26 protein-coding genes are annotated in these 24,662 nt (G+C 39.9%); 12 read left to right on the forward strand and 14 right to left on the reverse strand.

The window, feature by feature from the left end; translation table 11 throughout:
• Positions 1-15: 15 nt before the first annotated feature.
• A complete protein-coding gene (locus ATE92_RS02965) occupies positions 16-795 on the reverse strand; it encodes a hypothetical protein (RefSeq protein WP_100802283.1) in 780 nt (259 codons plus the stop codon).
• Positions 796-1,050: 255 nt separating this feature from the next.
• On the opposite strand from ATE92_RS02965, the gene miaB reads away from it, so the two are divergent.
• From miaB to ATE92_RS03010, 9 genes are all read left to right on the forward strand, one after another.
• Positions 1,051-2,499, forward strand: a complete 1,449-nt coding sequence (gene miaB, locus ATE92_RS02970; protein ID WP_100804335.1) for a tRNA (N6-isopentenyl adenosine(37)-C2)-methylthiotransferase MiaB — start codon at positions 1,051-1,053, stop codon at positions 2,497-2,499.
• Between the two features lie 63 nt (positions 2,500-2,562).
• Positions 2,563-3,834: a sigma-54-dependent Fis family transcriptional regulator gene (locus ATE92_RS02975; RefSeq protein WP_100802284.1), complete on the forward strand. Its 1,272-nt coding sequence runs from the start codon at positions 2,563-2,565 to the stop codon at positions 3,832-3,834.
• The gene (locus ATE92_RS02980) at positions 3,834-4,346 is read left to right on the forward strand and encodes an LptE family protein (protein ID WP_100802285.1); all 513 of its coding nucleotides are present in this window, start codon (positions 3,834-3,836) and stop codon (positions 4,344-4,346) included. Before ATE92_RS02975 ends, ATE92_RS02980 begins: the two co-directional genes overlap by 1 nt.
• 3 nt (positions 4,347-4,349) lie before the next feature.
• Positions 4,350-5,237, forward strand: a complete 888-nt coding sequence (locus ATE92_RS02985; RefSeq protein ID WP_100802286.1) for a hypothetical protein — start codon at positions 4,350-4,352, stop codon at positions 5,235-5,237.
• Positions 5,234-5,587, forward strand: coding sequence for a preprotein translocase subunit SecG (gene secG / locus ATE92_RS02990; RefSeq protein ID WP_232729105.1), 354 nt, complete (start codon positions 5,234-5,236; stop codon positions 5,585-5,587). The genes ATE92_RS02985 and secG overlap by 4 nt, the downstream gene beginning before the upstream one ends.
• A gap of 150 nt (positions 5,588-5,737) precedes the next feature.
• Positions 5,738-6,013 carry a co-chaperone GroES gene (gene groES, locus ATE92_RS02995; protein WP_100802287.1) on the forward strand — a complete coding sequence of 92 codons (276 nt, stop codon included), beginning with the start codon at positions 5,738-5,740 and terminating at the stop codon, positions 6,011-6,013.
• A gap of 33 nt (positions 6,014-6,046) precedes the next feature.
• Positions 6,047-6,397: a four helix bundle protein gene (locus ATE92_RS03000; RefSeq protein WP_100802288.1), complete on the forward strand. Its 351-nt coding sequence runs from the start codon at positions 6,047-6,049 to the stop codon at positions 6,395-6,397.
• Positions 6,398-6,439: 42 nt separating this feature from the next.
• Complete coding sequence (groL, locus tag ATE92_RS03005) at positions 6,440-8,068, forward strand: chaperonin GroEL (protein WP_100802289.1); 1,629 nt, start codon at positions 6,440-6,442, stop codon at positions 8,066-8,068.
• 261 nt (positions 8,069-8,329) lie between these two features.
• Entirely contained in the window at positions 8,330-8,569 is a 240-nt protein-coding gene (locus ATE92_RS03010) for a hypothetical protein (RefSeq protein WP_157809542.1), read from the forward strand.
• Positions 8,570-8,583: 14 nt separating this feature from the next.
• Here the strand turns inward: ATE92_RS03010 and ATE92_RS03015 are convergent, their stop codons facing one another.
• The 12 genes from ATE92_RS03015 to xrtF form a co-directional block, all read right to left on the reverse strand.
• Positions 8,584-8,796, reverse strand: coding sequence for a hypothetical protein (locus tag ATE92_RS03015; protein ID WP_100802291.1), 213 nt, complete (start codon positions 8,794-8,796; stop codon positions 8,584-8,586).
• A gap of 300 nt (positions 8,797-9,096) precedes the next feature.
• A complete protein-coding gene (locus ATE92_RS03020) occupies positions 9,097-9,462 on the reverse strand; it encodes a heavy-metal-associated domain-containing protein (protein ID WP_100802292.1) in 366 nt (121 codons plus the stop codon).
• Positions 9,463-9,468: 6 nt separating this feature from the next.
• The gene (locus ATE92_RS03025; protein WP_100804336.1) at positions 9,469-11,754 is read right to left on the reverse strand and encodes a carboxypeptidase-like regulatory domain-containing protein; all 2,286 of its coding nucleotides are present in this window, start codon (positions 11,752-11,754) and stop codon (positions 9,469-9,471) included.
• Positions 11,755-11,767: 13 nt separating this feature from the next.
• A complete protein-coding gene (locus tag ATE92_RS03030; protein WP_100802293.1) occupies positions 11,768-14,275 on the reverse strand; it encodes a heavy metal translocating P-type ATPase in 2,508 nt (835 codons plus the stop codon).
• 4 nt (positions 14,276-14,279) lie between these two features.
• Positions 14,280-15,086: a hypothetical protein gene (locus ATE92_RS03035; RefSeq protein WP_100802294.1), complete on the reverse strand. Its 807-nt coding sequence runs from the start codon at positions 15,084-15,086 to the stop codon at positions 14,280-14,282.
• 20 nt (positions 15,087-15,106) lie between these two features.
• On the reverse strand, positions 15,107-15,949 hold the full coding sequence (locus tag ATE92_RS03040) for an NHL repeat-containing protein (RefSeq protein WP_100802295.1): 843 nt from the start codon (positions 15,947-15,949) through the stop codon (positions 15,107-15,109).
• An 82-nt stretch (positions 15,950-16,031) separates the two neighbouring features.
• Entirely contained in the window at positions 16,032-16,664 is a 633-nt protein-coding gene (locus tag ATE92_RS03045) for a heavy-metal-associated domain-containing protein (RefSeq protein WP_100802296.1), read from the reverse strand.
• Between the two features lie 22 nt (positions 16,665-16,686).
• Positions 16,687-17,469: a hypothetical protein gene (locus ATE92_RS03050; RefSeq protein ID WP_100802297.1), complete on the reverse strand. Its 783-nt coding sequence runs from the start codon at positions 17,467-17,469 to the stop codon at positions 16,687-16,689.
• An 83-nt stretch (positions 17,470-17,552) separates the two neighbouring features.
• Positions 17,553-17,963 (reverse strand): hypothetical protein, encoded by a 411-nt coding sequence (locus tag ATE92_RS03055; protein WP_100802298.1) that lies wholly within the window; start codon positions 17,961-17,963, stop codon positions 17,553-17,555.
• A 56-nt stretch (positions 17,964-18,019) separates the two neighbouring features.
• Positions 18,020-18,565 (reverse strand): DUF3347 domain-containing protein, encoded by a 546-nt coding sequence (locus tag ATE92_RS03060; RefSeq protein WP_100802299.1) that lies wholly within the window; start codon positions 18,563-18,565, stop codon positions 18,020-18,022.
• Positions 18,566-18,602: 37 nt separating this feature from the next.
• Entirely contained in the window at positions 18,603-19,031 is a 429-nt protein-coding gene (locus ATE92_RS03065; protein WP_100802300.1) for an exosortase F system-associated protein, read from the reverse strand.
• Positions 19,028-19,573, reverse strand: a complete 546-nt coding sequence (gene xrtF / locus ATE92_RS03070; protein WP_100802301.1) for an exosortase family protein XrtF — start codon at positions 19,571-19,573, stop codon at positions 19,028-19,030. The genes ATE92_RS03065 and xrtF overlap by 4 nt, the downstream gene beginning before the upstream one ends.
• Positions 19,574-19,661: 88 nt before the next feature.
• Between xrtF and ATE92_RS03075 the strand changes: the two genes are divergently transcribed.
• Positions 19,662-20,117 (forward strand): GAF domain-containing protein, encoded by a 456-nt coding sequence (locus ATE92_RS03075; protein ID WP_100802302.1) that lies wholly within the window; start codon positions 19,662-19,664, stop codon positions 20,115-20,117.
• A gap of 461 nt (positions 20,118-20,578) precedes the next feature.
• On the opposite strand, the gene ATE92_RS03080 is transcribed toward ATE92_RS03075, so the two are convergent.
• Positions 20,579-21,835, reverse strand: coding sequence for an ABC transporter permease (locus ATE92_RS03080; RefSeq protein ID WP_100802303.1), 1,257 nt, complete (start codon positions 21,833-21,835; stop codon positions 20,579-20,581).
• A 129-nt stretch (positions 21,836-21,964) separates the two neighbouring features.
• On the opposite strand from ATE92_RS03080, the gene purH reads away from it, so the two are divergent.
• Both purH and ATE92_RS03090 read left to right on the forward strand, forming a co-directional pair.
• On the forward strand, positions 21,965-23,497 hold the full coding sequence (purH, locus tag ATE92_RS03085) for a bifunctional phosphoribosylaminoimidazolecarboxamide formyltransferase/IMP cyclohydrolase (protein ID WP_100802304.1): 1,533 nt from the start codon (positions 21,965-21,967) through the stop codon (positions 23,495-23,497).
• 124 nt (positions 23,498-23,621) lie between these two features.
• Complete coding sequence (locus tag ATE92_RS03090) at positions 23,622-24,650, forward strand: rod shape-determining protein (RefSeq protein ID WP_100802305.1); 1,029 nt, start codon at positions 23,622-23,624, stop codon at positions 24,648-24,650.
• Positions 24,651-24,662: the final 12 nt, after the last annotated feature.

Below are 24,662 nucleotides of genomic sequence, written 5' to 3' on the forward strand. Positions count from 1 at the left end.
GCAAAGCAGTTGCTTTTAAGAAACAATGAGCGATTCATTTTCCTCCGAAACAGTATCAAAACCAATACAATCTTTATAGATATAGTACATGGGAATGTGCACAAAATACGCAGTAAAAAATACTCCTACAATACAAAGTATAATACCCAATTGTGCGATTAAAGAAGAGACAATCACCAGTCCGAAAATGATTAACCAATACTTATTTCCCAATTTAAACGAAGCCTTGATAATTTCAGAAACGGTAAGTTCGGGATGAAAAGCAAAGAATACTACTAACAACTGCAACGGTACCATTACATAGAAAATAGGCAGATAACACGCCAGCGTTGCCAATAGTGCAATCCCGAATGTTGCCAAAGAAAGCAACATCAGTTTTTTATAGTTTCCCTTAAGTAGCGACAAATATCCTCCAACGTCTTCGTTTGTACCCAAATCTTCCTTTTTCAATACTCGAATAAAGTGTGCCGTAATTCCGTAAACAAAGGCTTGCACAACAAAAATTAGTGCAAGTACTACTATAATATATCCAATTAAAAGCGGCAAGTATTCCATTAAATCGGGCTCCACATAGTCGTAATTCCCTTGCGTATCCAAAGCTCCCATTGATAGAAAAAAGGCGATATATGGAATATAAACTAAAAGGATCATGGGCACAACGGCTGCCAGCGTAATGAGTACATGATACAACGCCTGTTCCCAGACTTTTTTAAACAATTCGAAACTTTTGGAAAGAATATCACCAAAATCGGGTTTTTTGGCGTTTTCTATTTTCTGAAAAATAGGATGTTCCATAGGAAAGTGTTGGTTGGTTAGTATGTTGATTTGTTAGTTCGTTGATTTGTTGTTTTGTTGATTCGTTGATTCGTTGGTTGAATCAATAATTACTATTCACTACTCACGGCTCACCATTCACTAAACGCAAATTTACAAAAAAGAAGTCTGCCACTTTGTCACAAACTTCATTTTAATTGTATCTTTGCAATTGCTCGCCTAAGACTGGCGTTATTATTGACAATAGATTACACCATCGGTTATTTTATTCGATTTATGGAAGAGAAAGTGATAGACGAAACCAAACAGGGACAATCCTTAATTCTGGAAGCAAAAGAAGGCAATACACGTAAGCTTTTTATTGAAAGCTTCGGCTGCGCAATGAACTTCAGTGACAGCGAAATTGTGGCGTCCATTCTTGCTAATGAAGGTTTTAATACAACCAACAATTTGGAAGAGGCAGATTTGGTATTGGTGAACACCTGTTCCATTCGCGATAAGGCCGAACAAACCGTACGAAAACGGCTCGAAAAATACAATGCCGTAAAACGTATCAACCCCCGTATGAAGGTGGGCGTCTTGGGCTGTATGGCAGAACGCTTAAAGGAAAAATTCTTAGAAGAAGAAAAAATTGTAGACATGGTCGTAGGTCCGGATGCCTATAAGGATCTTCCCAACTTGGTAAGAGAAGTGGATGAAGGCCGTGACGCAGTAAACGTATTGCTTTCAAAAGACGAAACTTACGGCGATATTTCACCTGTACGCATAGGCACCAACGGCATCAACGCCCTTGTAAGTATTACTCGGGGTTGCGACAATATGTGTACGTTTTGTGTGGTTCCCTTTACACGCGGAAGAGAACGCAGCAGAGATCCGCAGAGTATCCTTAAAGAAGTACTTGATTTAGCTGAAAAAGGTTATAAAGAGATTACACTTTTAGGGCAGAATGTCGACAGTTATTTGTGGTATGGCGGCGGACTCAAAAAGGATTTTAAAAATGCCACCGAGATGGCGCAAGCAACGTCAACAAATTTTGCACAGTTGTTAGAAATGGTAGCACAAGCCTTCCCTAAAATGCGAATTCGGTTCTCCACTTCCAATCCGCAGGATATGACCGAAGATGTATTCCACGTCATGGCGAAATACAACAATATTTGTAATCACGTCCACCTGCCTTTTCAAAGTGGTAGTGACCGGATACTTAAAGAAATGAACCGACAGCACACCGCTGCCGAATATTTAGATTTGGTAAACCGAATGTGGGAAATCTTGCCAAACACCAGTATCTCGCAAGATGTTATTGTAGGTTTTCCCGGCGAAACTGAAGAGGATCACCGGGCCACCTTAAAGCTATTGGACGAAGTAAAATTTATTTTCGGGTATATGTACAAATACTCCGAACGACCGGGGACCATGGCTGCCAGAAAGTTTGAAGATGACGTCCCGGAAGAAACCAAGAAAAGAAGGCTTACGGAAATTGTAGACGCACAACGCTCGCATAGCGCCTATAGAACACAACAGTTTATTGGTAAGACCACCGAAGTATTGATAGAAAAAGAATCGAAGAAAAATGAAGACCAATGGAGCGGTCGAAACGAACAGAGTATAGTTGTAGTATTCCCAAAAGGAAACTACAAACCGGGGGATTTTGTGAATGTAAAAATAAACGCTTGTACCAGTGCTACCCTTATTGGTGAGGCGGTTGGTTATAGTGAATACAATTGATTGGCTTTAAGCTGTAGGCTTTAGGCTGTTGGCAAAAAAATACTTTAAACTATTTTAGTTTATATGGAAAACATACAAGCAGTAAAACAACGATTTGGAATTATAGGGAACGACCCCAAACTCAATCGTGCGGTAGAAAAAGCCATTCAGGTGGCTCCTACCGATATTAGTGTGTTAGTGACAGGTGAAAGTGGTGTGGGAAAGGAAAGTATTCCTAAGATAATCCATTCGCTTTCACATAGAAAACACGGGAAATACATTGCTGTAAACTGTGGTGCTATTCCCGAAGGAACCATAGACAGTGAGCTTTTCGGGCACGAGAAAGGATCTTTTACAGGAGCTACCGCAACCCGAAGCGGTTATTTTGAAGTCGCAGACGGCGGCACAATTTTCCTGGATGAGGTTGGGGAATTACCGCTACCAACCCAGGTGCGATTATTACGGGTACTCGAAAATGGTGAATTCTTAAAAGTAGGTTCTTCAAAATCTCAAAAAACCGATGTGCGTATTGTGGCTGCCACCAATGTAAATATGAACGATGCCATCGACAAAGGTAGGTTTCGGGAAGATTTGTACTATCGTTTGAGTACCGTCGAAATCAACTTACCACCTTTGCGCAAACGAAGTGAGGACATTCACCTGCTGTTTCGGAAATTTTCGGCTGATTTTGCACAGAAATACAAGATGCCAACCATTAAGTTGGACGATGATGCCGTAAGCCTCTTGTTGCAATACCGCTGGGGCGGAAATATTCGTCAGTTGCGAAACGTAGCAGAGCAAATCTCGGTATTGGAACAAAATCGAAATATCTCACATGCTACCCTAAAACATTATTTACCCGATGTTGGCAGTAACCTTCCCGCTGTAATCAATGCCAAGAAATCGCAGGGAGATTTTAGCAGTGAACGTGAAATTTTGTACAAGGTATTATTCGATATGCAACGCGATGTAAACGATCTTAAAAAGCTCACATTGGAGTTGATGAAAACCGGAAATACGGCCAAAGTAAAGGAAGAACAATCGTCTTTGATCAATAAAATTTATTCGGAAGAAAACGATAACCAAGAGGAAATGCTGTCTGAAATGGAAGAAGCGCAGGATGCACAGGATGTGGAGGTTTTGGGACTTTCCGAAAATAATCAGGAAGTTAAAAAAGGGAATTACGATTTTGCTGAAGAAATTCAGGAAGAAGAAAATCTGTCGCTTCAGGAAAAAGAACTGGAACTCATAAAAAAGTCCCTTGAAAAATACCATGGAAAACGAAAAGATGCAGCAGATGAGCTGGGTATTTCGGAAAGAACACTGTATCGAAAAATTAAACAATACAACCTCTAATGCGCCACCTAAAAATTAGTTTCATTCTGCTTTTTGCATGTGCCTTGTTGGCGGGTTGTAAATTTTATTCACTTACGGGAGCCGATATCGATTATTCGAAAACAAAGACCTTCCAGGTAAATTATTTCCAAAACAATGCGCCTATTGTAGAACCGGGTATTGCAAGAGATTTTACGCAAAAATTACAGGATTTATTATTAAATCAGACCAGTTTGGATCTGGTAAATGCCAATGGTAATCTGGTCTACGAAGGTGAAATCACCGAATACTACATCGCGCCAATTACAGCAACTTCGCAGAGTACGGCAGCGCAAAACCGTCTTACGATTTCGATAAATGTGCGCTTTTTCAATACCCAGAACGAAGAGAAAGATTTCGAACAGCGTTTTTCGTTTTACTTCGATTATCCGGGAGGAACACAACTTACCGGCTCGAGATTGGACGATGCGGTAAATGTTATTTTTGAACGTATTACACAGGATATTTTTAATAAATCGCTGGCAAACTGGTAACAATTGGACAAAGCAACCTACATACAACTACTGGCAAATCCACAGACAATTAGCAAGGAAAATCTTTCTCAATTGTCGACTGTGATTGAAAAGTATCCGTATTTTCAAAGCGCGAGAGCGCTCCAGTTAAAGGGTTTGAAAAATGAAAATAGTTTTTTGTACAACGACGCCTTAAAAGTAACTGCAGCCTATACTACCGATCGTGACATTTTGTTCGATTACATTACTTCCAAGCACTTTGTTCAGAATGAAATAGCGCAGGTAATTCAGCAACACGATGCGTCGGTGTTGGAAATGGAAGTTGTTGCCGAAAGTGTTTCCGAAGCCATAAGTTTGGAACTCGACAAGCAGATGAAGGTGGAATTGAAAAAGGCGGATGCCATATTTAACCCCGAATTGTTTCAGCGTAAGTTGGAATCAATAAAAGAAATTGTTCCGCTTCCCCAACCGGAATCTGAACCCACTGCGCTTCCTGCTTCCGAAGTATCGTTGGAAATGGACAAGCCCCTGGAGTTTACCAAAGACGATACACATTCCTTCGGGGAATGGTTAAAACTAACAACCGCAGCTCCCATACAGCGCACTGAGGAAAGTGAACAAGTAAGTCTGCAGGAGAAAAAGTTTCAATTAATTGAAAAATTTATTCAGCAAAAGCCGAAAATGAAACCTGTAGAAATTTCTTCGGCAAATAAAGATCTTGCCGAACCCTTCACACAATCGTCGGATGCCTTAATGACAGAGACTTTGGCGAAGGTGTATGTGCAGCAAAAAAACTATACTAAAGCCATTCAAGCTTATAAAATATTAATTTTGAAATATCCCGAAAAAAGTGGTTACTTTGCAGACCAAATTCGGGCAGTAAAAAATTTGATAAATACAGAAGAACAATGAGTACGTTTACAATATTTTTGATTTTAATTATTTTCGTAGCCTTCTTGCTAGTAGTGGTTGTAATGGTTCAAAACCCAAAAGGAGGCGGATTGTCATCTTCTTTCGGAGGTGGTGGAACTCAGCAATTGGGTGGCGTTAAAAAAACAACCGATTTCCTGGACAAAAGTACCTGGACGTTGGCAACCTTATTATTGGCATTGATATTATTGTCGAACATTCCAATAATGGAAGGAATGGAGGCAAACGATACTTTCGATGAGAATCTTATTGAAAATGCCACAACACCTCCTGTTAATACAACAACAGACACTTCTACCGACGGTACAACTACCGACGGAGATAACAACTAAAATTTTTGTTATATAAATTACAAATGCCGGCTTCTGACAAGCTGGCATTTTTTGTTTAAATGTGTCAGTTTTTAGGCACTGGCACAGTTTCTGTCTATTAGACTCCCGAAGCATTAATTATAAAATTAACAACTAAAAATTATATTGAAAATGGCGTTAAAAATTCAACCACTTTCAGACAGAGTTTTGGTACAGCCTCAAGAGGCAGAAACCAAAACCGCATCCGGACTCTTTATCCCGGATTCTGCTAAGGAAAAACCACAACAAGGAAAAGTTGTTGCCGTAGGAAAAGGCAAAGAAGATCACAAAATGACCGTAAAGGTGGGTGATATTGTTTTGTACGGAAAATACTCCGGAAGTGAATTAAAGTTTGATGGTAAGGATTACCTCATCATGCGAGAGGATGATATTCTTGCGATAATATAACTGCTTTAAGCAATACGCTATAGGCTTTAAGCTATGAGAGATTTTAAAAAATATGATGTGTGGAGGTTAAGTCACCAACTTACATTAGATATTTATAAATTTTCTACTAATTTCCCGAATAGCGAATTATATGGACTTTCTGCTCAAATTAGAAGAGCAGCCTTTTCAATTCCAACAAACATAAGTGAAGGTTGTGGCAGAGATTCCGATTCCGAATTCAACAGATTTTTAACAATAGCTTTAGGCTCAGCTTCAGAGACAGAATATCTAATTCTACTTTCAAAGGATTTAAATTATATTGATACTTCTGTATCTGAAAAATTGCATAGCGATATCAATACTATTAAAATGAAAATATACTCATTAAAACAAAAACTAAATTAACTCTGCTTAGTGCGTAAAGCATAAAGCATAAAGCATATAATCATGGCAAAAGATATAAAATTTGATGTAGAAGCACGTGACGCAATTAAGCGCGGTGTAGATGCATTGGCAAACGCAGTAAAAGTAACCTTAGGTCCTAAAGGACGTAACGTAATTATCAGTAAATCATTTGGGGCACCACAAGTAACCAAAGACGGGGTAACCGTAGCAAAAGAAATTGAACTGGAAGATGCTCTGGAGAACATGGGAGCGCAAATGGTAAAAGAAGTAGCTTCCAGAACCAATGATCTTGCAGGTGATGGTACCACCACCGCTACCGTTTTGGCACAGGCCATCGTAAAGGAAGGACTAAAAAACGTGGCAGCAGGTGCAAACCCCATGGACTTAAAACGAGGCATCGACAAAGCTGTTGAGGCTATCGTAAAAGATCTGGACAAGCAATCTACCAAGGTTGGAAATTCTTCCGAAATGATTAAGCAGGTAGCTGCCATTTCATCGAATAACGACGATGTAATTGGGGAGCTAATCGCCAAAGCCTTCGGAAAAGTTGGCAAAGAAGGTGTAATTACTGTTGAAGAATCTAAAGGTACCGACACCTACGTAGACGTGGTTGAAGGAATGCAATTTGACAGAGGCTATTTGTCTCCATATTTTGTTACCGATAGCGAAAAGATGCAAACCGAATTGGAAAATCCAATGATTTTGCTGTACGATAAGAAAATCTCTTCTATGAAAGATTTACTTCCCGTGTTAGAGCCTGTAGCTCAGCAAGGAAAATCTTTGTTGATAATTGCTGAAGATGTTGACGGCGAAGCACTGGCTACCTTAGTGGTAAACAAACTTCGTGGATCGTTAAAAATTGCAGCAGTAAAAGCTCCGGGATTTGGTGACCGAAGAAAAGCAATGTTGGAAGATATTGCAGTATTGACAGGAGGAACTGTTATTTCGGAAGAGAGAGGATTTACCCTGGAAAATGCAACGATTGAAATGTTAGGCTCTGCCGAAACAATTACCATAGACAAAGACAATACTACCATTGTAAATGGCGCCGGAAACAAAAGCGACATAAAAGCAAGAGTAGGACAGATAAAAGCACAAATTGAAACCACTACCAGCGACTACGACAAGGAAAAATTACAGGAGCGTTTGGCAAAACTTGCCGGAGGTGTAGCTGTATTGTACGTAGGTGCTGCTTCCGAAGTAGAAATGAAAGAGAAGAAAGATCGCGTTGACGATGCCCTTAATGCTACCCGTGCGGCAGTAGAAGAAGGAATCGTTGCCGGAGGGGGTGTAGCTTTGGTGCGTGCAATTAGCGTATTGCAAAAGCTAACTACCACTTCTTTGGACGAAGCAACCGGAATTCAGATTGTGGCTCGCGCCATTGAAGCTCCTTTGCGCACCATAGTTGAAAATGCAGGTGGAGAAGGTTCGGTTGTGATTAACAAGGTATTGGAAGGAAAGAAAAACTTCGGATACGATGCCAAAACCGAAACCTATGTAGACATGTTGAAAGCAGGAATAATTGATCCTAAAAAAGTAACCCGTATCGCTTTGGAAAATGCAGCTTCGGTAGCAGGAATGATCCTTACCACCGAATGTGCCCTGGTAGATATTAAGGAAGACAGTCCGTCAATGCCTCCAATGGGTGGCGGAATGCCGGGAATGATGTAAGCTGTAAAGCTTTAAAATACGTTTGAGTAACTTCTTACTCAAGCCTCAAGCCTCGACATTTTGTTGAGGCTTTTTTTTCTCCCCTCCTTATCAAGGAGGGGACTAAGGGGTGGTTAAAAAAGCCACTATCCTAAAAAAATGCAGCTATGGATAAAAGAGATTTCCTATTTAACGAGATCTTAATTTCCCCTCCTTATCAAGGAGGGGACTTAGGGGTGGTTAAAAACCTGCCTTTATTTGGATTACTCCAACTACAAAATAATGATGAAAGATTACGAGCGACAAGAGATTATCCACAAGGAGTATTTGGGAAATTATTTTATTCACAATGTGGACTATGACGCTATGAGGAGCGGGCAATTTGGCTTCCGGGATGAAAAACTCTTAAAAAATATTATTCAAAGTATGCATGGAGCCTTTCAGTTGAAACTGAATGCCACCAAAAAAGGAATAGAAAGTTGTGATTCGTTACTTGCAGTACTTACAATGGCTATCGATTAAGATTGGCGTCTCACCTATTCTCTTTTCTTTCCAAAAAGTCGGTATAATGACAAAGCAATTAATGTAATTAGTACCGGATAAATTACAAACAGGTCTACACGCAACACTGCTTCTCCACCTTCAGGCAGCGAGGCTTCCCATTGTCTTTCATAGTATCCCCAGATTATTGAAGCGACAATAGCGAATACCGTGATAGCGTATAACAAAAACGATTTAATATTTTTCATAGGTATAAAAATACAAAAAGCCACCTTTTTTAGGGGTGGCAATACTTTTTTTTAAATTGGGTTTAACTGAATAAACCATCCGCGAATTACTTCTTCTTTGCAGGAGCTTTCGCAGGAGCCTTTTTAGCCGGTGCTTTTTTAGCAGGAGCTTTTTTAGGTGTTGCCATAGTTATAAGATTTAAAGATTTAGATAAATGTACATCACATTTCAATTCGCCGCTTTTTTTTTGGCGAATATTTAACTAAGATATGAACCGAATTATGAACAATATTTTTACCCAATTCTATTGCAAAACCTTTCTAATTTTCGTGCTTATTGTGGTCATCAATAACACCCTCATCCCTGTATCTACAGCAATCGTGTACACTGTTATAGGCTTCTTCCGAAGCTTTTATCTCTTCGGTGTCATGACCAACATTGGCAATACTGGTTTTGATGGTTGTCAAATTAGTTTTGCGCTCATCAAAAATAAGTTTTAACTCATGGGTGTCGACATTCCATACTGCCGATTTTACACCTTTGGTATTGAGTGCCGCTCTTTCAATTCGTTGCTTACACATTCCACAAATTCCATCAACTTCAAAAGAAGCTTTTGCATTTTTGTCTTGTGCATACGTAATGGCAGTTGTAAGTAATACTGCTAAAATAATAAGTCCTTTTTTCATATATAATTAATTTAATCTAAAACGTAAACCTGCGTAATACATACTCCCAAAAATTGGGCCGTACACAAAGGTAGTATCAAAATTTGGTCCAAACGGATCCTGACTCGCAATAATAGGGTTGTTCTGTCTTACATCCGTAATGTTTTCTCCTCCGAAATATAATTCAAAATTATGAGACAACACATTGGTGATTTGTGCATTGAGCGTGCCAACTGTTGGGGAATATTCGGGTAATTGGTAGGGAACAGGGTTATCGCTTGTTTTTGAAAATCGTTGTTCTCCGAGCCAATTATAAGTCATGTCGAATTTCCACTGCGAGCCGTTGGGCTGAATTTCAGTTTCATAAAAAACATTGGCAAAAATACGATGGCTGGGCGTTAACGGCTTTTCCAATCTGCCCGATCTATAATCGGTTTGAATGTCGTAAAACTTATAGGCTGTTCGAAGATCTAACCGATCCAAAACATTGATATTGAACTCAACCTGAAAACTATTGGCAAAACTTTCTCCCGCTAAATTATAGAAGCGAACCTGAGTTCTGTCTTCCCTATCTACCACCACCTGATTTTGAAAATCGGTTCTGTAAAAATCGAAAGTGATATCTGCCTTTCTTTCAAATAAATTAAACCCTTGTAAAAATGAAACTCCGTAATTCCAAGCTATTTCAGGATCTAACCCGTAAATACTTCCACCGGTACTTAAAATAGAAATGGTTCGGGCTGTAGAGAACATCGACTGATTTTCAGAAAAAATATTGGCACTACGCTTTCCTCTTCCAATCGAACCCCGTAATGCCGACTTACCCCAAGGCGTAAAACGCGCATGTAGTCGTGGCGTTAAGAATGTGCCAAGCAAATTGTGGTGGTCTAGCCGTACTCCGGCAGTAAGATTTAGATTCCCAAGATTATCGTAGGTGTATTCAAAAAATCCTCCCACCGAATTCTCTTCCCGGGAATATTCGGTACCGTTTACCCACTCAATATAGTCATCGTGAGTATAACCTACTCCTGTTTTAACTTTATGACGCGAATCACTGATAATGGAGTTGTAAACAACGTTCGAATACAAACTTCGATGTGTAATATCATAGGTTTTTAATCCGAAATACGATTCCTGCACATGATTGCTGAATGCAACTTGCAAACCGGCTGTTTGATAAGGAATTTCGGGATTTACATAGCCCAATTTGGCCGAAATGTCATACCGCTCTGTCTTAGTTTCACTTATCCACAGATCCTCGACTGCCCGTCCCGAAATTTTTCCGTCATCAACTCCATGTCCACCGGTATTTCCACCATCATCCTCCAGAATATGACCAAGCTGTCCCGTTTCCTTTTCATCATTTAAGTACCTGAAATTAAGAAAACTTACAAATCCTTTTTCGAGGTTGGTGTACTGCCATCGGTTCATCACATTAATCTGTTGTGCCATGGGCATGTCTAAAAAACCATCGTTGTTTTCATCGTGTTTCCCGTCATTATTATTGCCATGCAAATACAATCCGGTGCTCCATTTATCACTCACTTTTGTATTGAGGTGGGTGTTAATTTCGAAACGTTCGTTGGTTGCACCGTAGAGGTTTACAAACAACTTATCGTCGGTGGTGGGTTTTTGCAATTCGGCATTAATTTGCCCCGCGATACTTTCAAAACCGTTGGTGACACTTCCGGCGCCCTTTGTAATTTGAATACTTTCTACCCAGGTTCCCGGAATAAAACTGAGTCCGTAAGTTTGGGCCGCGCCTCGAATGGAAGGGATATTTTCGGTAGCAATTAAAATATACGGACTCGTAAGTCCTAACATCTTAATTTGTCGCGCCCCTGAAACTGCGTCTGCAAAATTCACATCGATAGACGGATTGGTTTCGAAACTTTCAGAAAGATTGCAACAGGCAGCTTTCAGTAATTCATCGCTGCTAACATTGGTTACATTTTCGGCAGTGAGATACGATAGTGAACTCGATTTCCGGCGATTTCGAATCGTAACTTCATCAAGGCTATTATTAGAATGCAACACATGACGAATAGGCTTGGGTGTTTTCACCGTCAATGTATCAGTCTTATATCCTACATAACTAATCACCAATTTGGTATGTTCGGCATTATAAGGAATGGTAAAATTCCCGTCAATTTCGGTAATGGTTCCTATGGAAGTGTCCAGCCAATATACGTTTGCTCCCGGAATTCCAATGCTTTCATTCTTTTCGTTTACCTCCAGAATAACACCGGTTAATTGTTCTTGTGAGAACAGTATTGTTGGAAGAGATAGCAATAAGAATATAATATATTTCATTTTTATTTTTTTATCAATCAATACTCGCGCTGCGCAGTCGCAACGCATTAAAAATCACCGAAACCGAACTAAAACTCATGGCAAGGGCAGCAATCATGGGTGATAACAAAATTCCGAAGAAGGGAAATAACAATCCTGCAGCTACCGGAATCCCTAAAGTATTATATACCAGTGCAAAAAACAGGTTCTGCTTTATGTTTCGCATCACCTTTTTACTTAAATTTCTCGCTTTTACAATGCCTTGCAAATCACCTTTTAAAAGTGTGATGGCAGCACTTTCTATGGCCACATCGGTTCCTGTTCCCATGGCGATGCCAACGTCACTTTTTGCAAGCGCCGGAGCATCATTTATACCATCACCCGCCACAGCAACCTTATGTCCTTCATTTTGCAATTTTTCAACCTCAGCCAGCTTGTCTTGCGGTAACATTTCGGCCTTAAATTGTTTCATATGTAACTGAGCGGCAACCGCTTTGGCAGTGTCATGATTGTCCCCGGTAAGCATAATCACATTGATACCCATTTCCTGTAATGCGGAAATAGCCTTCTTACTGGTTTCCTTAATCTTATCGGCAATCACAACATATCCTATTACCTTTCCGTCCACCGAAACAAACGGAACTGTCTTCGCCTTTCGCTGCTCTGCTTCAACCGTATTGCGAATCTTTTCTGAAATTTCAGCCTTTACCTCCTGCATCAACTTTTCGTTGCCTACTGCAACCTTCTTTCCGTCGACAATAGCCGTCACACCCTTTCCGGTTACCGAATTGAAATTTGAAGCCTTCTTAACTTCAACTTCTTGTTCTTTGGCATATCGCAGCGTAGCTTCAGCCAGAGGATGTTCACTCAATTCGTTAACGGAAGCAATATAGGAGAGGACTTCCTTTTCTGAAAAATCGGATACCGATCCAACACTTTCAACAGAAGGTTTACCTTCGGTAATTGTTCCTGTCTTGTCGATTATCAAGGTATCGATGGTGTTCATCTTTTCAAGGGCTTCAGCATTTTTAATCAGCACGCCGGACTGCGCTCCTTTCCCAACACCCACCATAACCGACATGGGTGTTGCAAGTCCCAAGGCACACGGACAAGCAATAATCAGCACCGCGATGGCATTGACGAGTGCAAATACATAGGCCGGTTCGGGGCCAAAAATTGCCCAAACTACAAATGTGATGAGTGAAATTATAACTACAATGGGTACAAAATAGCCGGAAATTTTATCGGCTAGTTTTTGAATGGGCGCCTGACTCCTACTCGCCTTGTTCACCATTTCAATGATTTGAGAAAGCAGCGTATCACTCCCAACTTTTTCGGCTTTTACCACAAAGGATTGTTTTCCATTGATGGTTCCGGAGCGAATAGTGTCCCCTTCCTTTTTTGAAACCGGAATGGGTTCCCCTGAGATCATCGATTCGTCTATGGTGCTTTGACCTTCGGTAATAACTCCATCCACAGGTATTTTATCCCCCGGTTTCACCCGCAGTAAATCCCCAATTTGAATTTTATCAATCGTTATTTTTTCTTCCTTACCGTCCACAATTCGAATAGCTTCATTAGGAGCTAATTTTAACAACTCCTTTACGGCACTATTGGTTTTACTATGCGCTCTGGCCTCCAACAACTGCCCTAACAACACCAAAGTTAGGATTACAGTGGCAGCTTCAAAATACACGTGTACCGTTCCCCCGTGTGTTTTAAACTGATCCGGGAAAAAATCGGGGAAGAGCATTCCCACTACACTGAACAACCATGCAATCCCTGCACCAATTCCTATGAGGGTAAACATGTTTAGATTCCATGTTTTAATGGAGCGGTAGGCGCGTTCAAAAAACATCCAGGTTGCATAGAACACCACGGGAATTGACAATCCAAATTGAATCCAATTCCAATATTTTAGTTCCAATAGTTGATACAACGGATTGTTTGGAATCATTTCGGACATGGCAATTAGGAAAATGGGCAGTGTAAATGCTACTGCTATCCAAAATTTACGCGACAATTGCCTGTATTTATTTTCTTCAGCTGAAACATCAGCTTTTAAAGGCACCAGATCCATTCCGCAGATAGGGCAAGAACCCGATTCATCTCTAACAACTTCAGGATGCATGGGGCAGGTATACTGAGTAGTACTTCGGGTGAGACTCACTTCCTCCACCAAATCCATCCCACAAACAGGGCAATCGCCGGGCTTGTCATAGGTTTTGTCGCCTTCACAGTGCATGGGGCAATAAAATACTCCTGTTCCGTTGCCTTTCGGTTTTTGCTTTTCTGAAGGCATGTTCTTTTGAGCGTGTTCCTTCTTTGATCCCGGCATCGAAATTTCATAATTCCCTCCAGAGGCAGCAAGTGCTTTCTGAAAGGTTTCCAAAGCAATGTGAGATTTCATTTCAATAAGGGCTTCCGCCTTTTCCAAATCGACCGAGGCCTTTACTACTCCCTCTACTTCATTGAGCGCTTTCTCAACATGGTTTCGACACCCGTTGCAGCTCATTCCCAATATGTCATAGCGGTGTTTCATAACTTTATTTTGGCAATTTTAGGGTTAAATCTTTCCCCAGGAAGATTTTATCTGCATGTGCCGCCAAATTTGCATCGCGGGCCTTAAAGTGCATGTGTGTTTTAGAACCCTCATGAATAAAAACACCGTCATTTTTAGCATCATAAAAGCCTAAAATATCAACGTAAGCATGTGTTAACACTCCTTTTAAACTCGATTGCAAATGATTTTTCTTGGTATGATCGGCATTGTTAGAATTCCAGTTTACGACGTGCCAGTCCAGTTTTGCAATACCCCCGGTTAAAATAAAAGGATAGGGTTTTGAAGTATCTACACCTCTCTGTAGCGCCTGCTGCTGTAAAAATATTTCGAACTGCCCTTGGCTTTTTACACTGGTGGGTACCGGAATATCCTGCCATTCTGCTACCTGAGCTGAAACCAATAGTGTTGCCGAATCTTTGAATGTATGATCCACAGTCACCATTTTGTCTGATCTCCGACTAATAATTGGATCGCTATTATAAATAAGGATTTCACCTGTTAGATTCTCAAGTGCTCCTATAGCGTATAAATTAGGTATACCTTCAAGATCTTTCAAAGCAATCGTCGCACCCATTTTTCCATTCATGATATCCTTCAAAGACCCCGAACTCTCAACCTTCGTATAAATGGTATCCTGTACTTTAGTTGATACCGGTTTTACAGACTCCGCTGTTTTGACAACGTCCTCGGTCCTGTCACCTTCGGAAGCCACATTTGTATTAGTTTGATGCTCTTTACAACTCTGTATTGTCAAGATGCCGACAATCGATAAAACCAGTATTTTTTTCATATTTATTTTTATTTAAGATTCTACTTTTCTTTGGAAGGAGCCGCTGCTTCTTTCCACTCGTATACGGTTATTTTACTACCGCGATAGTTCGAAATATATAATTTTCCGTCCACCAGGATAGCATCTGTTGGCTTTTCAATACTTTCTGAAAGTGCTTGCTGAAGCACCCCTGTGTGGTCATAAACCAGTACTCGGTTATTTTCAAAATCGGTTACAAACACTTCTTTTTCCGAAACATAAATCCCGGTTGCAGCATTCATTTTCTCATTTGCACCTATGACAGTTACAAATTTTCCTTCCTTGTCGAATGCCTGTACACGGTTATTGTATGCATCGGCCACCCAAATTCTGTCTGTTGTAATCTGAACATCGGTAGGATAATAAAAATCTCCTTCTGCCTTCCCTTCTTTTCCGAAGGAAATAAAATTAATTCCGTCTTTTGCGTATAAAATACGGTTGTTATAAAAATCTGCAATCGCAATTTCATCCCCTTTGAAGTCTGCTCCTGCCGGCGCATCCAAACTATCCTTTACGGTTACCATCTCCATTTCCGAAGCATTGTATCGCATCACCACATCATTTCCATACTGCGGAATAATCAGCTCATTATTAAAAGACGAAATATGCATGGGGCGTTCCAAAGAATCTATACTTTTCAGTATTGCTCCGTTTTCGTTTATTAAAACCAAACGATTGTGGTCTCCATCGCTCAACCAAATTCCATCCGAAGTAGCTGCGATTCCAATTGGATTTACTCCTTCAGTTTTTATTACTTTCGCCAGCTGCCAACTCTTAGGAGCTTCTTTAGTCTGGCAACTCATTAAGGTTGCGATCACAATTGCAACCGATATAAAATATTTCATAAACTTATAAAATTTTGAGATTACTTAAACATCCTCTTGCAAGCTCTTTTAAAAGTAAAGTTTACAAGAGGAGTTTCTTTTTTTATTGTTCCAAACGCTCGTATTTACAACATCCCGGAAGATCGTTGTATGTGTCTTTGGCTGCTTTATGCCCTTTGGTATCATGTCCTGCAGTTGCAATTGCTTTTTCTATTGCGCTTACAGAAGTCTGAGAAGCATCAAATCCAACCTCCAACATTTTAGTATCCTGATTCCACGAGGCATTGGAAACGCCTGAAATGGATTTTGCAGCTTTTAAAATTCTGGCCTCACACATGCCACAGTTTCCTGCCACAAAAACAGACTTATTGGTAAGTTGTGCTATGTCCATTTTTGTGCTTTCTGCTTTTCCACCGGAAGACTCCACTTTCCCATTTGCACGTGTAATTTTGGTGGTAATAGGAGTGTATCCTGCCTTTTCAACCTGTGTTACAACATCGTTTAAGGAAAGACTTTTTTCTGAAGGATATGCAAAGGAGAAATCACCTGTTTCAATGTCGATTTTCACTTCTTTAATTCCTTTGAATTCCTTGAACTTCTTTTCCAATCCGTAGGCACAGAACGGACAACCTAGTCCGTCAACCTGAATTTCAAATTGATCCATTTGCTTTTGGGCGTTCATACCCATCGTGCTTATTAATGCTACGATAACTGTAATTATTATTGATTTTTTCATTTTGTTTTATGTTTTAATAGGTTTATAAAATGTACCGCATTCCCAGGAACACGGAATAATTGAAATCTTTTTCGGCAGAATTTGCAATGTCCTGAATTAATGGAAACTGTACAGCCGCATCTACAGTTACCTTTCCTTTAGCATATTGAATTCCTTGGGCATACAACAATTGATACTCATTTAAGGTTGTGTATGACTCGCTTGAATATTCAAAAAACAGGTTGAGCTGATTTACAGGATAGGTGGGTTTTAACAACGGCACTCCAAATCCCAGTTTGTACTGAAACTTGTCAAAAACTCCGTCCGGAACCCATTGGTAACCTACTTCGTTGGAAATTCCCAATTTTAAAGATTCGTAACCGGCAATCACCCCGTAGTAACCCGAATACATTCCGGTGCTCATTCCTTTAAGTCCGAGTTTATCTCCTGTAGGAAGTGTTTGCATGGTCTTGGCTACCATCCGAAAGGTTTTTCCCATTTCATCTTTACGATAGAACTGGTATTTTCCAATTAGATTGATATCCCCAAGCGTATTTCCACTCCCTCTGCTATCCATAAAGTCGTATGAAACAAAAGGTACAACAGCAGAAACCGATATATCGGAAGTAATAATATAGTCTCCCATAAGGGGTGCTTTTACAAATGTCCCTTCATTGGTATTTCTAACTTCCGTGAGTGTCCTTACTTCGAAAGTATTACCTCCCAACATAATAGGTTTGTCCCCGGTAATGGGAGGGCCTTGTGCCACAACAAATTGTCCTGCGGCACCAAATAAAATGACTAAAAGTCCTATTTTATATTTCATGAAAATTCGATTTAAAAAATTAATAGATTAGTGGTTCATTCTGAATTATTTTCAGAAGAACACATCCCTGCTAATTTTAAAAATCAAATAAGGAAAGTCTCGTACAACACCTGAAAGTCCTGTTCGAGTGGTGGCGGATGGTATTCCGCGAAAGAAATTAAATTGGTGGTATAAATTGCCGGTTGTTCCAATACAAACACCGAAACAAAGGCAGCAACAAAAGTTTTAGTAAAGTTTATCTCAAAAGAAGCCTTGGCAAAGGTATCATCGGTAGTTACCTGTGTATAATGATTATCACAGCAGTCGTGATCTTCGGAAGTGCCCTTGGTCTCACAATCGGGTATATCCATAGACATGCCACAGGAAAGATTCTTTTCACCTAAGGTAAGTTCCGAAAGCATTTCATACTCTCCGCAAAAATGCTGGGCATAGGCGATTCCGCTACTACTGGCTAGTAGTAAAACAGATAAGAATATGGAAATGATTTTTCTCATTACGAGTACAAAATTACATCAAAAAGCGTTTTAAAAAGTTCAAATTTTGTTAAACTTTATTTAATCTCTTTTTGTATACGTCCGCATTTCAGCATTTTGTCACCAAAGTACGGATTCATAATATCTCTGCTATTGCTTAACCAAAAAGCACCTGTATTTCCAAATGCCATTGGACAATATTGTTTGTAAATAGTCCCGGATTTTAAACCTTTAGAAATCAAAGAATCGACGGCCGCAGATAATTCAAAAAAAGCTGTCCGTTGTACTTCCACATCGTCACTCATCATTATTTTTTCGGTAGTCTCAAGCATTTTTTGATTCTCTGATACTTCCAATAAAGCTTCTTTAAGCTTAGAAGCTGTAAGAGCTGCATCCTTTGCGTTTGTGTTCACCAGAGCGGTTTTTACATTGATATATTGCACATAAACTTCGGCTATTTTCGGATCGTTAAACTCGGCAACCATTGCTTCGGAGGTATATACTTCAGGCGTTTCTTGGGTTTTTACTTCAACAATTTCCGGTTCCGACTCTTTTTTCGAATCGACACATGCGCCAAGGCTGAAAAGCACTATTGCAAACAAGCTGATAAAAGGATATTTCATTATATCTATTTTTAGGAAGTGCAAAGATACCTAATTCTTACTTATTTTTCTTCTGAAAATAAAACGCTGGTAATAAAATTAACAGGAATAACGGCTGAATCAAAAACCTGCGAACATAAAATAAGGTGAGGTGTTCTCCTGCTTCCGAATTAAATAATAAAAAGGTGAAAATGGCAATCAATACAACAAACAGAAAGGCGTATAAAATTGCGGAGAGTTTCACCACTTCTTTTTCTTTAAACACTGTCCAGAGTATTGCTAAAGAAAGTAAGGTATTTAGAAGAAAACGAAGACTCACATTGGCCAAAAGTTTATACGTATCGAACTCGGGTAAAGGTTGTGTGCTGTGATTTGTTTTAAAAAAGTACAGCAAAGGATTGTAAAATAGTGTCTCTTCAAACATCCGGATGAGCACCAAAAGTGTCGCCAAAACCAGCAGTGTTAGTATGGTAACAGGCTTTTTCATCTCCTTACTTTAGGCGTTAGCATGCGTACCCATAACATCCAGAGAAGAAAAACCATTCCGTAGATTAATCCGGGGAAAACCACGCCGTGTAAAATTTCTTTATGCTCAGGAAAGTGATACAGAGAAACAGCCAGTATCACGATTCGCACAATATTAACAGCATAGATTAAAACCGCACCACCGAATAAAAATAACAGCGTTTTTTTAAATTTTTCGGCAAAGGCAATCACAAAGGCCATAAATAATATAATAATACTCAAAGAATTACAGCCTTCAATAATTCGTGCAAGATATTTTCCATTTACGTACAACTCCATAATGGGTTCGGTGATGCTGGGCTGTACCAGGGCCTCATACCCAAATCCGCCTATAATGGCACTGCTTTGTTTGGCTACTAAATTTGTAATAAAATCGGGTGTAAAGGCGCCTCCTTTTGAAAGCTGAAGATAAACTGCATAGCAAATGCTGAGGAGCACATAGGAACCTAAAAACAGCACGACAAAGCGGATCACTGTTTTGTATTTCTGAAACAAAGCTTTCAAGAGATATCTGCTATTTTTAACAAAAATATAGAATTAGATGTTGGTGTATCTGTGTGTTTTGAAATACTTTTACTAAAAATTATACACCATGCCATTTGACTCCCTTAGACCCAAAGTAACTACAATTCTTGCAAATACTGCTGAAACAGCGGAACAACGCCTTACAGAAGTATGTGAACTATTGCAAACTGCGGTGGGATATTACGACTGGGTGGGGTTTTATTTTGCCAATGAAGCAGAACGGACCTTGCATCTTAAAGCATTTGCAGGAGAACCTACAGATCACACTGTGATTCCGTTTGGGAAAGGCATTTGCGGACAAGTAGCCGAATCGAACGCCAATTTTGTGGTTGCCGATGTCACTGCACAGACCAATTACATTGCATGTAGCCTGTATGTAAAGGCCGAAATTGTGATTCCGTTGTTTAAAAATGGGAAGAATATTGGTCAGATAGACATAGACTCACACTCTGCAAATCCTTTTTCTTCTGAAGACGAGCGCTTTTTGGAATGGGTAAATGAGCAGGTTGCGGAAATTTTATAGCCCCTTTATTAGTGAAGCGTGAGCGATGAACGGTGAAAAGAATTAGGAATTAGGAATTAGGAATTAGGAATTAGGAATTAAAGAAGAGAAATAGAAAAAAGAGAATAGATTAGTTTTCCTCATAACTGCTTACAACCTAAAGCCTAAAGCTTATAGCTATTCAACTTTCAAATTCCAAATCGTAAATCGTAAATCCTTATTTTATGCTTTGTCACGCCGTTCTAGAAACGGCGTCCAGTTACTTTGCAGATTACATTAATTGGTTTCCGTATCAAGCACGGAAAGACAAGTAGTCAACAGGTTTTCATTGAAACTAATTTTGATGAGAAGTAAGCGGCGAAGGAAAAAGGGAAAAGGCAATCGGAAGTAGAGAATAGATTAGTTCTTATCATAACCGCGTACAGCCTAAAGCTTATAGCTATTCAACTTTCAAATTCCAAATCGTAAATCGTAAATCCAACCTACATCCCTGTTCTAATAGCTTCCACGGGATCCAGTCGTGATGCGGATATTGCCGGCAGGATTCCGGAAATTAATCCGATAGCTGCCGAAATTGCTGTTCCTAAGAATAAATTCCACGGAGACAATACAAATTCAAAGTCACCCGTAAATTGAGAGGCAACCAACGAAACAATAAACACTAAAAACAATCCGATTAATCCGCCGATAATGGCAAGGATTACAGCTTCAAACAAAAACTGCAATAAAATGAAGCGGTTCTTGGCTCCCAAAGATTTTTGAATTCCAATAAGATTGGTCCGCTCCTTCACACTTACAAACATGATGTTGGCAATACCGAAGCCACCTACAAGTAGCGAAAAGCCGCTTATCACCAAACCAATAATGTTCATTTGTCCTGTGATATTATCGATAAAATCACTGAAACCCTGTAATTCATTCACAAAAAAGTTGTCAATCTCATCGGGCTTTAAACCTCTTGACATTCTCAGTTTCTGCGTTAATAAGGCTACAAATTCGGCCTGATCAACGTCTTTTTCAGGTTTGATAATGATAAAGGGAAATAGATTCTTATTGTTATCACCAAAAATCTTCCGGATTACGTTTACAGGTATAAAAACAGAGGTATCCTTGGAACCTCCAAACAATCCACTTCCCTCCTTTTTTAAAACCCCAATGACCGTAAATTTCCTGCCATACATCCGTGTTTTCTTTCCAATAGCAGCTTCAGCAGAACCGAATAATGTTTTGGCTATCTCATCGCCCATCACAATCACAGAGGCTCCGCTAGTGGATTCCGATTCGTTATAAAATCTTCCCTCAGCAATTTGCAGGGCTTCAATTTCATAATATTCATCGGTTACGGCTCCTACATCTACATTGCCCACCGATTTGTCTTCGTATTTAATGGTCTCCTGCTGTACATTCAAGGTATACGAAGCTGCGTATAAATCGGGTACGGTTCGCTTGAGATATTGATACTCTTCGTAGGTTACATCGGGAAATTGTTCGCGTTTCCAAACCGGGACATCGGTAGGGCCAAAAGAAAAACGACCTAAATAAATTGTGCTGTTATCCAAAGAAGAAATACTGCCTTCAATTTCCTGTTTTAACGAATCGACCGCAGCCAAAACCGCAATTATAGAGAAGATTCCAATTGTAACACCTACCAGGGATAAAAAAGTACGCAGCTTGTTATTTCTAAGGGCATTGAGTGCAAAATTAAAGCTTTCCTTTAGTACGCGCAGATAGATTAACATGAGTTGGTTTTTGCGAAATTAATTTCAGAATAAAGATAAGACGTTTTCTCCTAATTTATGTTACAACATTCGTGTGTAATTATGTACTTTTGCACCTTCAAAAGGCACGGCAATTCTTAAATTCTATCCATGAACAACACAAAAAAGATAACTTCAGCATTAATCTCGGTATTTCATAAAGACGGACTGGCACCTATCGTCCAAAAATTAAACGAATTGGGCGTCACCATCTATTCGACGGGAGGGACTCAAAAATTTATCAATGATTTAGGAATTGATGTCGTTGCGGTAGAAGATATCACCGATTATCCTTCAATTTTAGGAGGACGTGTTAAAACCTTACACCCAAAGGTTTTTGGAGGAATTTTAAACAGACAAGATCATGAAGGTGACGTAAAAGAAATGGAGCAATACGGTATCCCGCAATTGGATGTTGTGATTGTAGACCTGTATCCTTTCGAAAAAACGGTGGCCTCGGGAGCTTCGGAACAAGACATTATCGAAAAAATAGACATTGGAGGAATTTCTTTAATTCGAGCGGCCGCCAAAAACTTTAAAGACACCCTTTGTGTTTCATCTATGGAGGATTATGCAGCCTTCCTGAAAATCATTTCAGAAAAAAATGGTACAACATCCCTTGAAGACAGGAGGCATTTTGCTGCCAAAGCGTTTAACGTATCTTCGCATTACGATTCGGCAATTTTCAACTACTTCAACAGCGACCATAGTATTCCTTCACTGAAAATTAGTGAAACCAAGGGTCAAGTACTTCGTTATGGTGAAAATCCGCATCAAAGAGGTTTCTTTTTTGGTGATTTCGATGCGATGTTCGATAAGCTTCACGGAAAAGAATTAAGTTATAACAACTTGCTGGACGTAGATGCTGCCGTAAATTTAATGGAAGAATTTACCGGGGAAGCGCCAACCTTTGCGATTTTAAAACACAACAACGCCTGCGGCATAGCACAACGCGAAACGGTACTTCAGGCGTATGTAGATGCCTTGGCAGGAGATCCGGTGTCGGCTTTTGGAGGAATTTTAATATGTAATACAGAAATTGATGCGGTAACCGCAGAAGAGATTCACAAGCTATTTTGTGAGGTAGTAATTGCTCCTGCGTTTTCTTCGGAAGCAATCGAAATTTTAAAGGGTAAAAAGAACCGTATTTTATTGGTTCAGAAGAAAATAAACTTACCCGCAACGACAACCAGGAGCTGTTTGAACGGCGCATTGGTACAGGATCGGGATGGAATTACGGACAGTCGCGAAAATTTAACACAGGCAACAGATACTAAACCGTCTGCAAACGAGTTAGAAGACTTGTTATTTGCCTCCAAAATTTGCAAGCACACAAAATCCAATACCATCGTTCTGGCAAAGGGAAAACAGCTGTGTGCAAGCGGAACAGGACAGACTTCTCGAGTAGACGCGTTGCGTCAGGCTATTGAAAAAGCGAAATCATTTGGATTTAACCTGGAAGGAGCAGCAATGGCCAGTGATGCCTTTTTTCCTTTTCCCGATTGTGTGGAGATTGCAGACAATGCGGGTATCACTGCTGTAATTCAGCCGGGAGGCTCAATAAAAGATGAATTAAGCATCGATTATTGTAACGCGAATAAAATGGCAATGGTATTTACCGGCACACGTCATTTTAAGCACTAAATTTTAGTACATTTGTTACTGAAGCCTTTTATTTCAGTATTGCATTTGTAAATTCTGAAAAAAGAAGGAAAAGTAAAACAATTAAAACGCAACACGTTTAATATCAATACCGCCAAAATAGCTTATGGGATTTTTTGACTTCTTAACTGAAGAAATAGCCATCGATTTAGGAACTGCCAATACGCTCATTATTCACAATGACAAGGTTGTTGTGGATGCTCCATCTATTGTAGCCCGCGACCGTACCACAGGGAAAATAATTGCAGTAGGACGCGAAGCCGCCATGATGCAAGGAAAAACACACGAAAACATTAAAACCATTCGCCCATTAAAAGATGGAGTAATAGCCGATTTCGATGCAAGCGAAAAGATGATCAACATGTTCATCAATGATATTCCGGCGCTGAAAAAGAGATGGTTAAAACCTTCGTTGCGGATGGTGATCTGCATACCTAGTGGAATTACCGAAGTTGAAATGCGAGCGGTAAAAGAAAGTGCCGAACGTGTAAACGGAAAAGAAGTCTATCTTATTCACGAACCTATGGCTGCTGCCATTGGTATCGGGGTCGATATTATGCAACCCAAAGGAAATATGGTAGTGGATATTGGAGGTGGTACCACCGAAATTGCCGTAATCGCATTAGGCGGAATTGTTTGTGACAAATCGGTTAAAATTGCGGGAGATGTTTTTACAAATGACATCGTTTATTACATGCGAACCCAACACAATTTATATGTGGGAGAGCGTACCGCTGAAAAAATAAAAATACAGATTGGAGCTGCTACCGAAGACTTAGAATTACCTCCGGAAGATATGGCGGTTCAGGGACGGGATTTGCTTACCGGAAAACCAAAGCAGGTACAAGCCTCTTATCGTGAAATAGCCAAGGCACTTGACAAATCGATTCTTCGTATTGAGGATGCCGTGATGGAAACCTTATCACAAACACCTCCCGAGCTCGCGGCAGATATCTATAACACGGGAATTTATTTGGCCGGTGGAGGTTCTATGCTGCGTGGTTTAGACAAGCGTTTGTCTCAAAAAACAGATTTACCTGTTTACATTGCCGAAGATCCTTTACGAGCTGTAGTTCGAGGTACAGGAATTTGCTTGAAAAACCTAGCTAAATACAAGAGCGTATTGATAAAATAGGAAGTAAGACGC

This window comes from Ulvibacter sp. MAR_2010_11, assembly GCF_002813135.1.
In the GTDB taxonomy this organism is placed as follows: Bacteria; Bacteroidota; Bacteroidia; order Flavobacteriales; family Flavobacteriaceae; genus Altibacter.

Excerpts from the sequence above, each read along its gene's own strand:
- ATE92_RS02980 (WP_100802285.1), top strand. The coding sequence starts at position 3,834 with ATGCGCCACCTAAAAATTAGTTTCATTCTGCTTTTTGCATGTGCCTTG.
- ATE92_RS03040 (WP_100802295.1), bottom strand. The coding sequence starts at position 15,949 with ATGAAATATTTTATATCGGTTGCAATTGTGATCGCAACCTTAATGAGT.
- ATE92_RS03025 (WP_100804336.1), bottom strand. The coding sequence starts at position 11,754 with ATGAAATATATTATATTCTTATTGCTATCTCTTCCAACAATACTGTTC.
- ATE92_RS03050 (WP_100802297.1), bottom strand. The coding sequence starts at position 17,469 with ATGAAATATAAAATAGGACTTTTAGTCATTTTATTTGGTGCCGCAGGA.
- ATE92_RS03010 (WP_157809542.1), top strand. The coding sequence starts at position 8,330 with ATGATGAAAGATTACGAGCGACAAGAGATTATCCACAAGGAGTATTTG.
- ATE92_RS03045 (WP_100802296.1), bottom strand. The coding sequence starts at position 16,664 with ATGAAAAAATCAATAATAATTACAGTTATCGTAGCATTAATAAGCACG.
- ATE92_RS02975 (WP_100802284.1), top strand. The coding sequence starts at position 2,563 with ATGGAAAACATACAAGCAGTAAAACAACGATTTGGAATTATAGGGAAC.
- secG (WP_232729105.1), top strand. The coding sequence starts at position 5,234 with ATGAGTACGTTTACAATATTTTTGATTTTAATTATTTTCGTAGCCTTC.
- ATE92_RS03000 (WP_100802288.1), top strand. The coding sequence starts at position 6,047 with ATGAGAGATTTTAAAAAATATGATGTGTGGAGGTTAAGTCACCAACTT.
- miaB (WP_100804335.1), top strand. The coding sequence starts at position 1,051 with ATGGAAGAGAAAGTGATAGACGAAACCAAACAGGGACAATCCTTAATT.
- ATE92_RS03090 (WP_100802305.1), top strand. The coding sequence starts at position 23,622 with ATGGGATTTTTTGACTTCTTAACTGAAGAAATAGCCATCGATTTAGGA.
- ATE92_RS03015 (WP_100802291.1), bottom strand. The coding sequence starts at position 8,796 with ATGAAAAATATTAAATCGTTTTTGTTATACGCTATCACGGTATTCGCT.
- groES (WP_100802287.1), top strand. The coding sequence starts at position 5,738 with ATGGCGTTAAAAATTCAACCACTTTCAGACAGAGTTTTGGTACAGCCT.
- ATE92_RS03065 (WP_100802300.1), bottom strand. The coding sequence starts at position 19,031 with ATGAAAAAGCCTGTTACCATACTAACACTGCTGGTTTTGGCGACACTT.
- ATE92_RS03020 (WP_100802292.1), bottom strand. The coding sequence starts at position 9,462 with ATGAAAAAAGGACTTATTATTTTAGCAGTATTACTTACAACTGCCATT.
- ATE92_RS03075 (WP_100802302.1), top strand. The coding sequence starts at position 19,662 with ATGCCATTTGACTCCCTTAGACCCAAAGTAACTACAATTCTTGCAAAT.
- ATE92_RS03080 (WP_100802303.1), bottom strand. The coding sequence starts at position 21,835 with ATGTTAATCTATCTGCGCGTACTAAAGGAAAGCTTTAATTTTGCACTC.
- ATE92_RS02965 (WP_100802283.1), bottom strand. The coding sequence starts at position 795 with ATGGAACATCCTATTTTTCAGAAAATAGAAAACGCCAAAAAACCCGAT.
- groL (WP_100802289.1), top strand. The coding sequence starts at position 6,440 with ATGGCAAAAGATATAAAATTTGATGTAGAAGCACGTGACGCAATTAAG.
- ATE92_RS03030 (WP_100802293.1), bottom strand. The coding sequence starts at position 14,275 with ATGAAACACCGCTATGACATATTGGGAATGAGCTGCAACGGGTGTCGA.
- purH (WP_100802304.1), top strand. The coding sequence starts at position 21,965 with ATGAACAACACAAAAAAGATAACTTCAGCATTAATCTCGGTATTTCAT.
- ATE92_RS03035 (WP_100802294.1), bottom strand. The coding sequence starts at position 15,086 with ATGAAAAAAATACTGGTTTTATCGATTGTCGGCATCTTGACAATACAG.
- ATE92_RS03055 (WP_100802298.1), bottom strand. The coding sequence starts at position 17,963 with ATGAGAAAAATCATTTCCATATTCTTATCTGTTTTACTACTAGCCAGT.
- ATE92_RS03060 (WP_100802299.1), bottom strand. The coding sequence starts at position 18,565 with ATGAAATATCCTTTTATCAGCTTGTTTGCAATAGTGCTTTTCAGCCTT.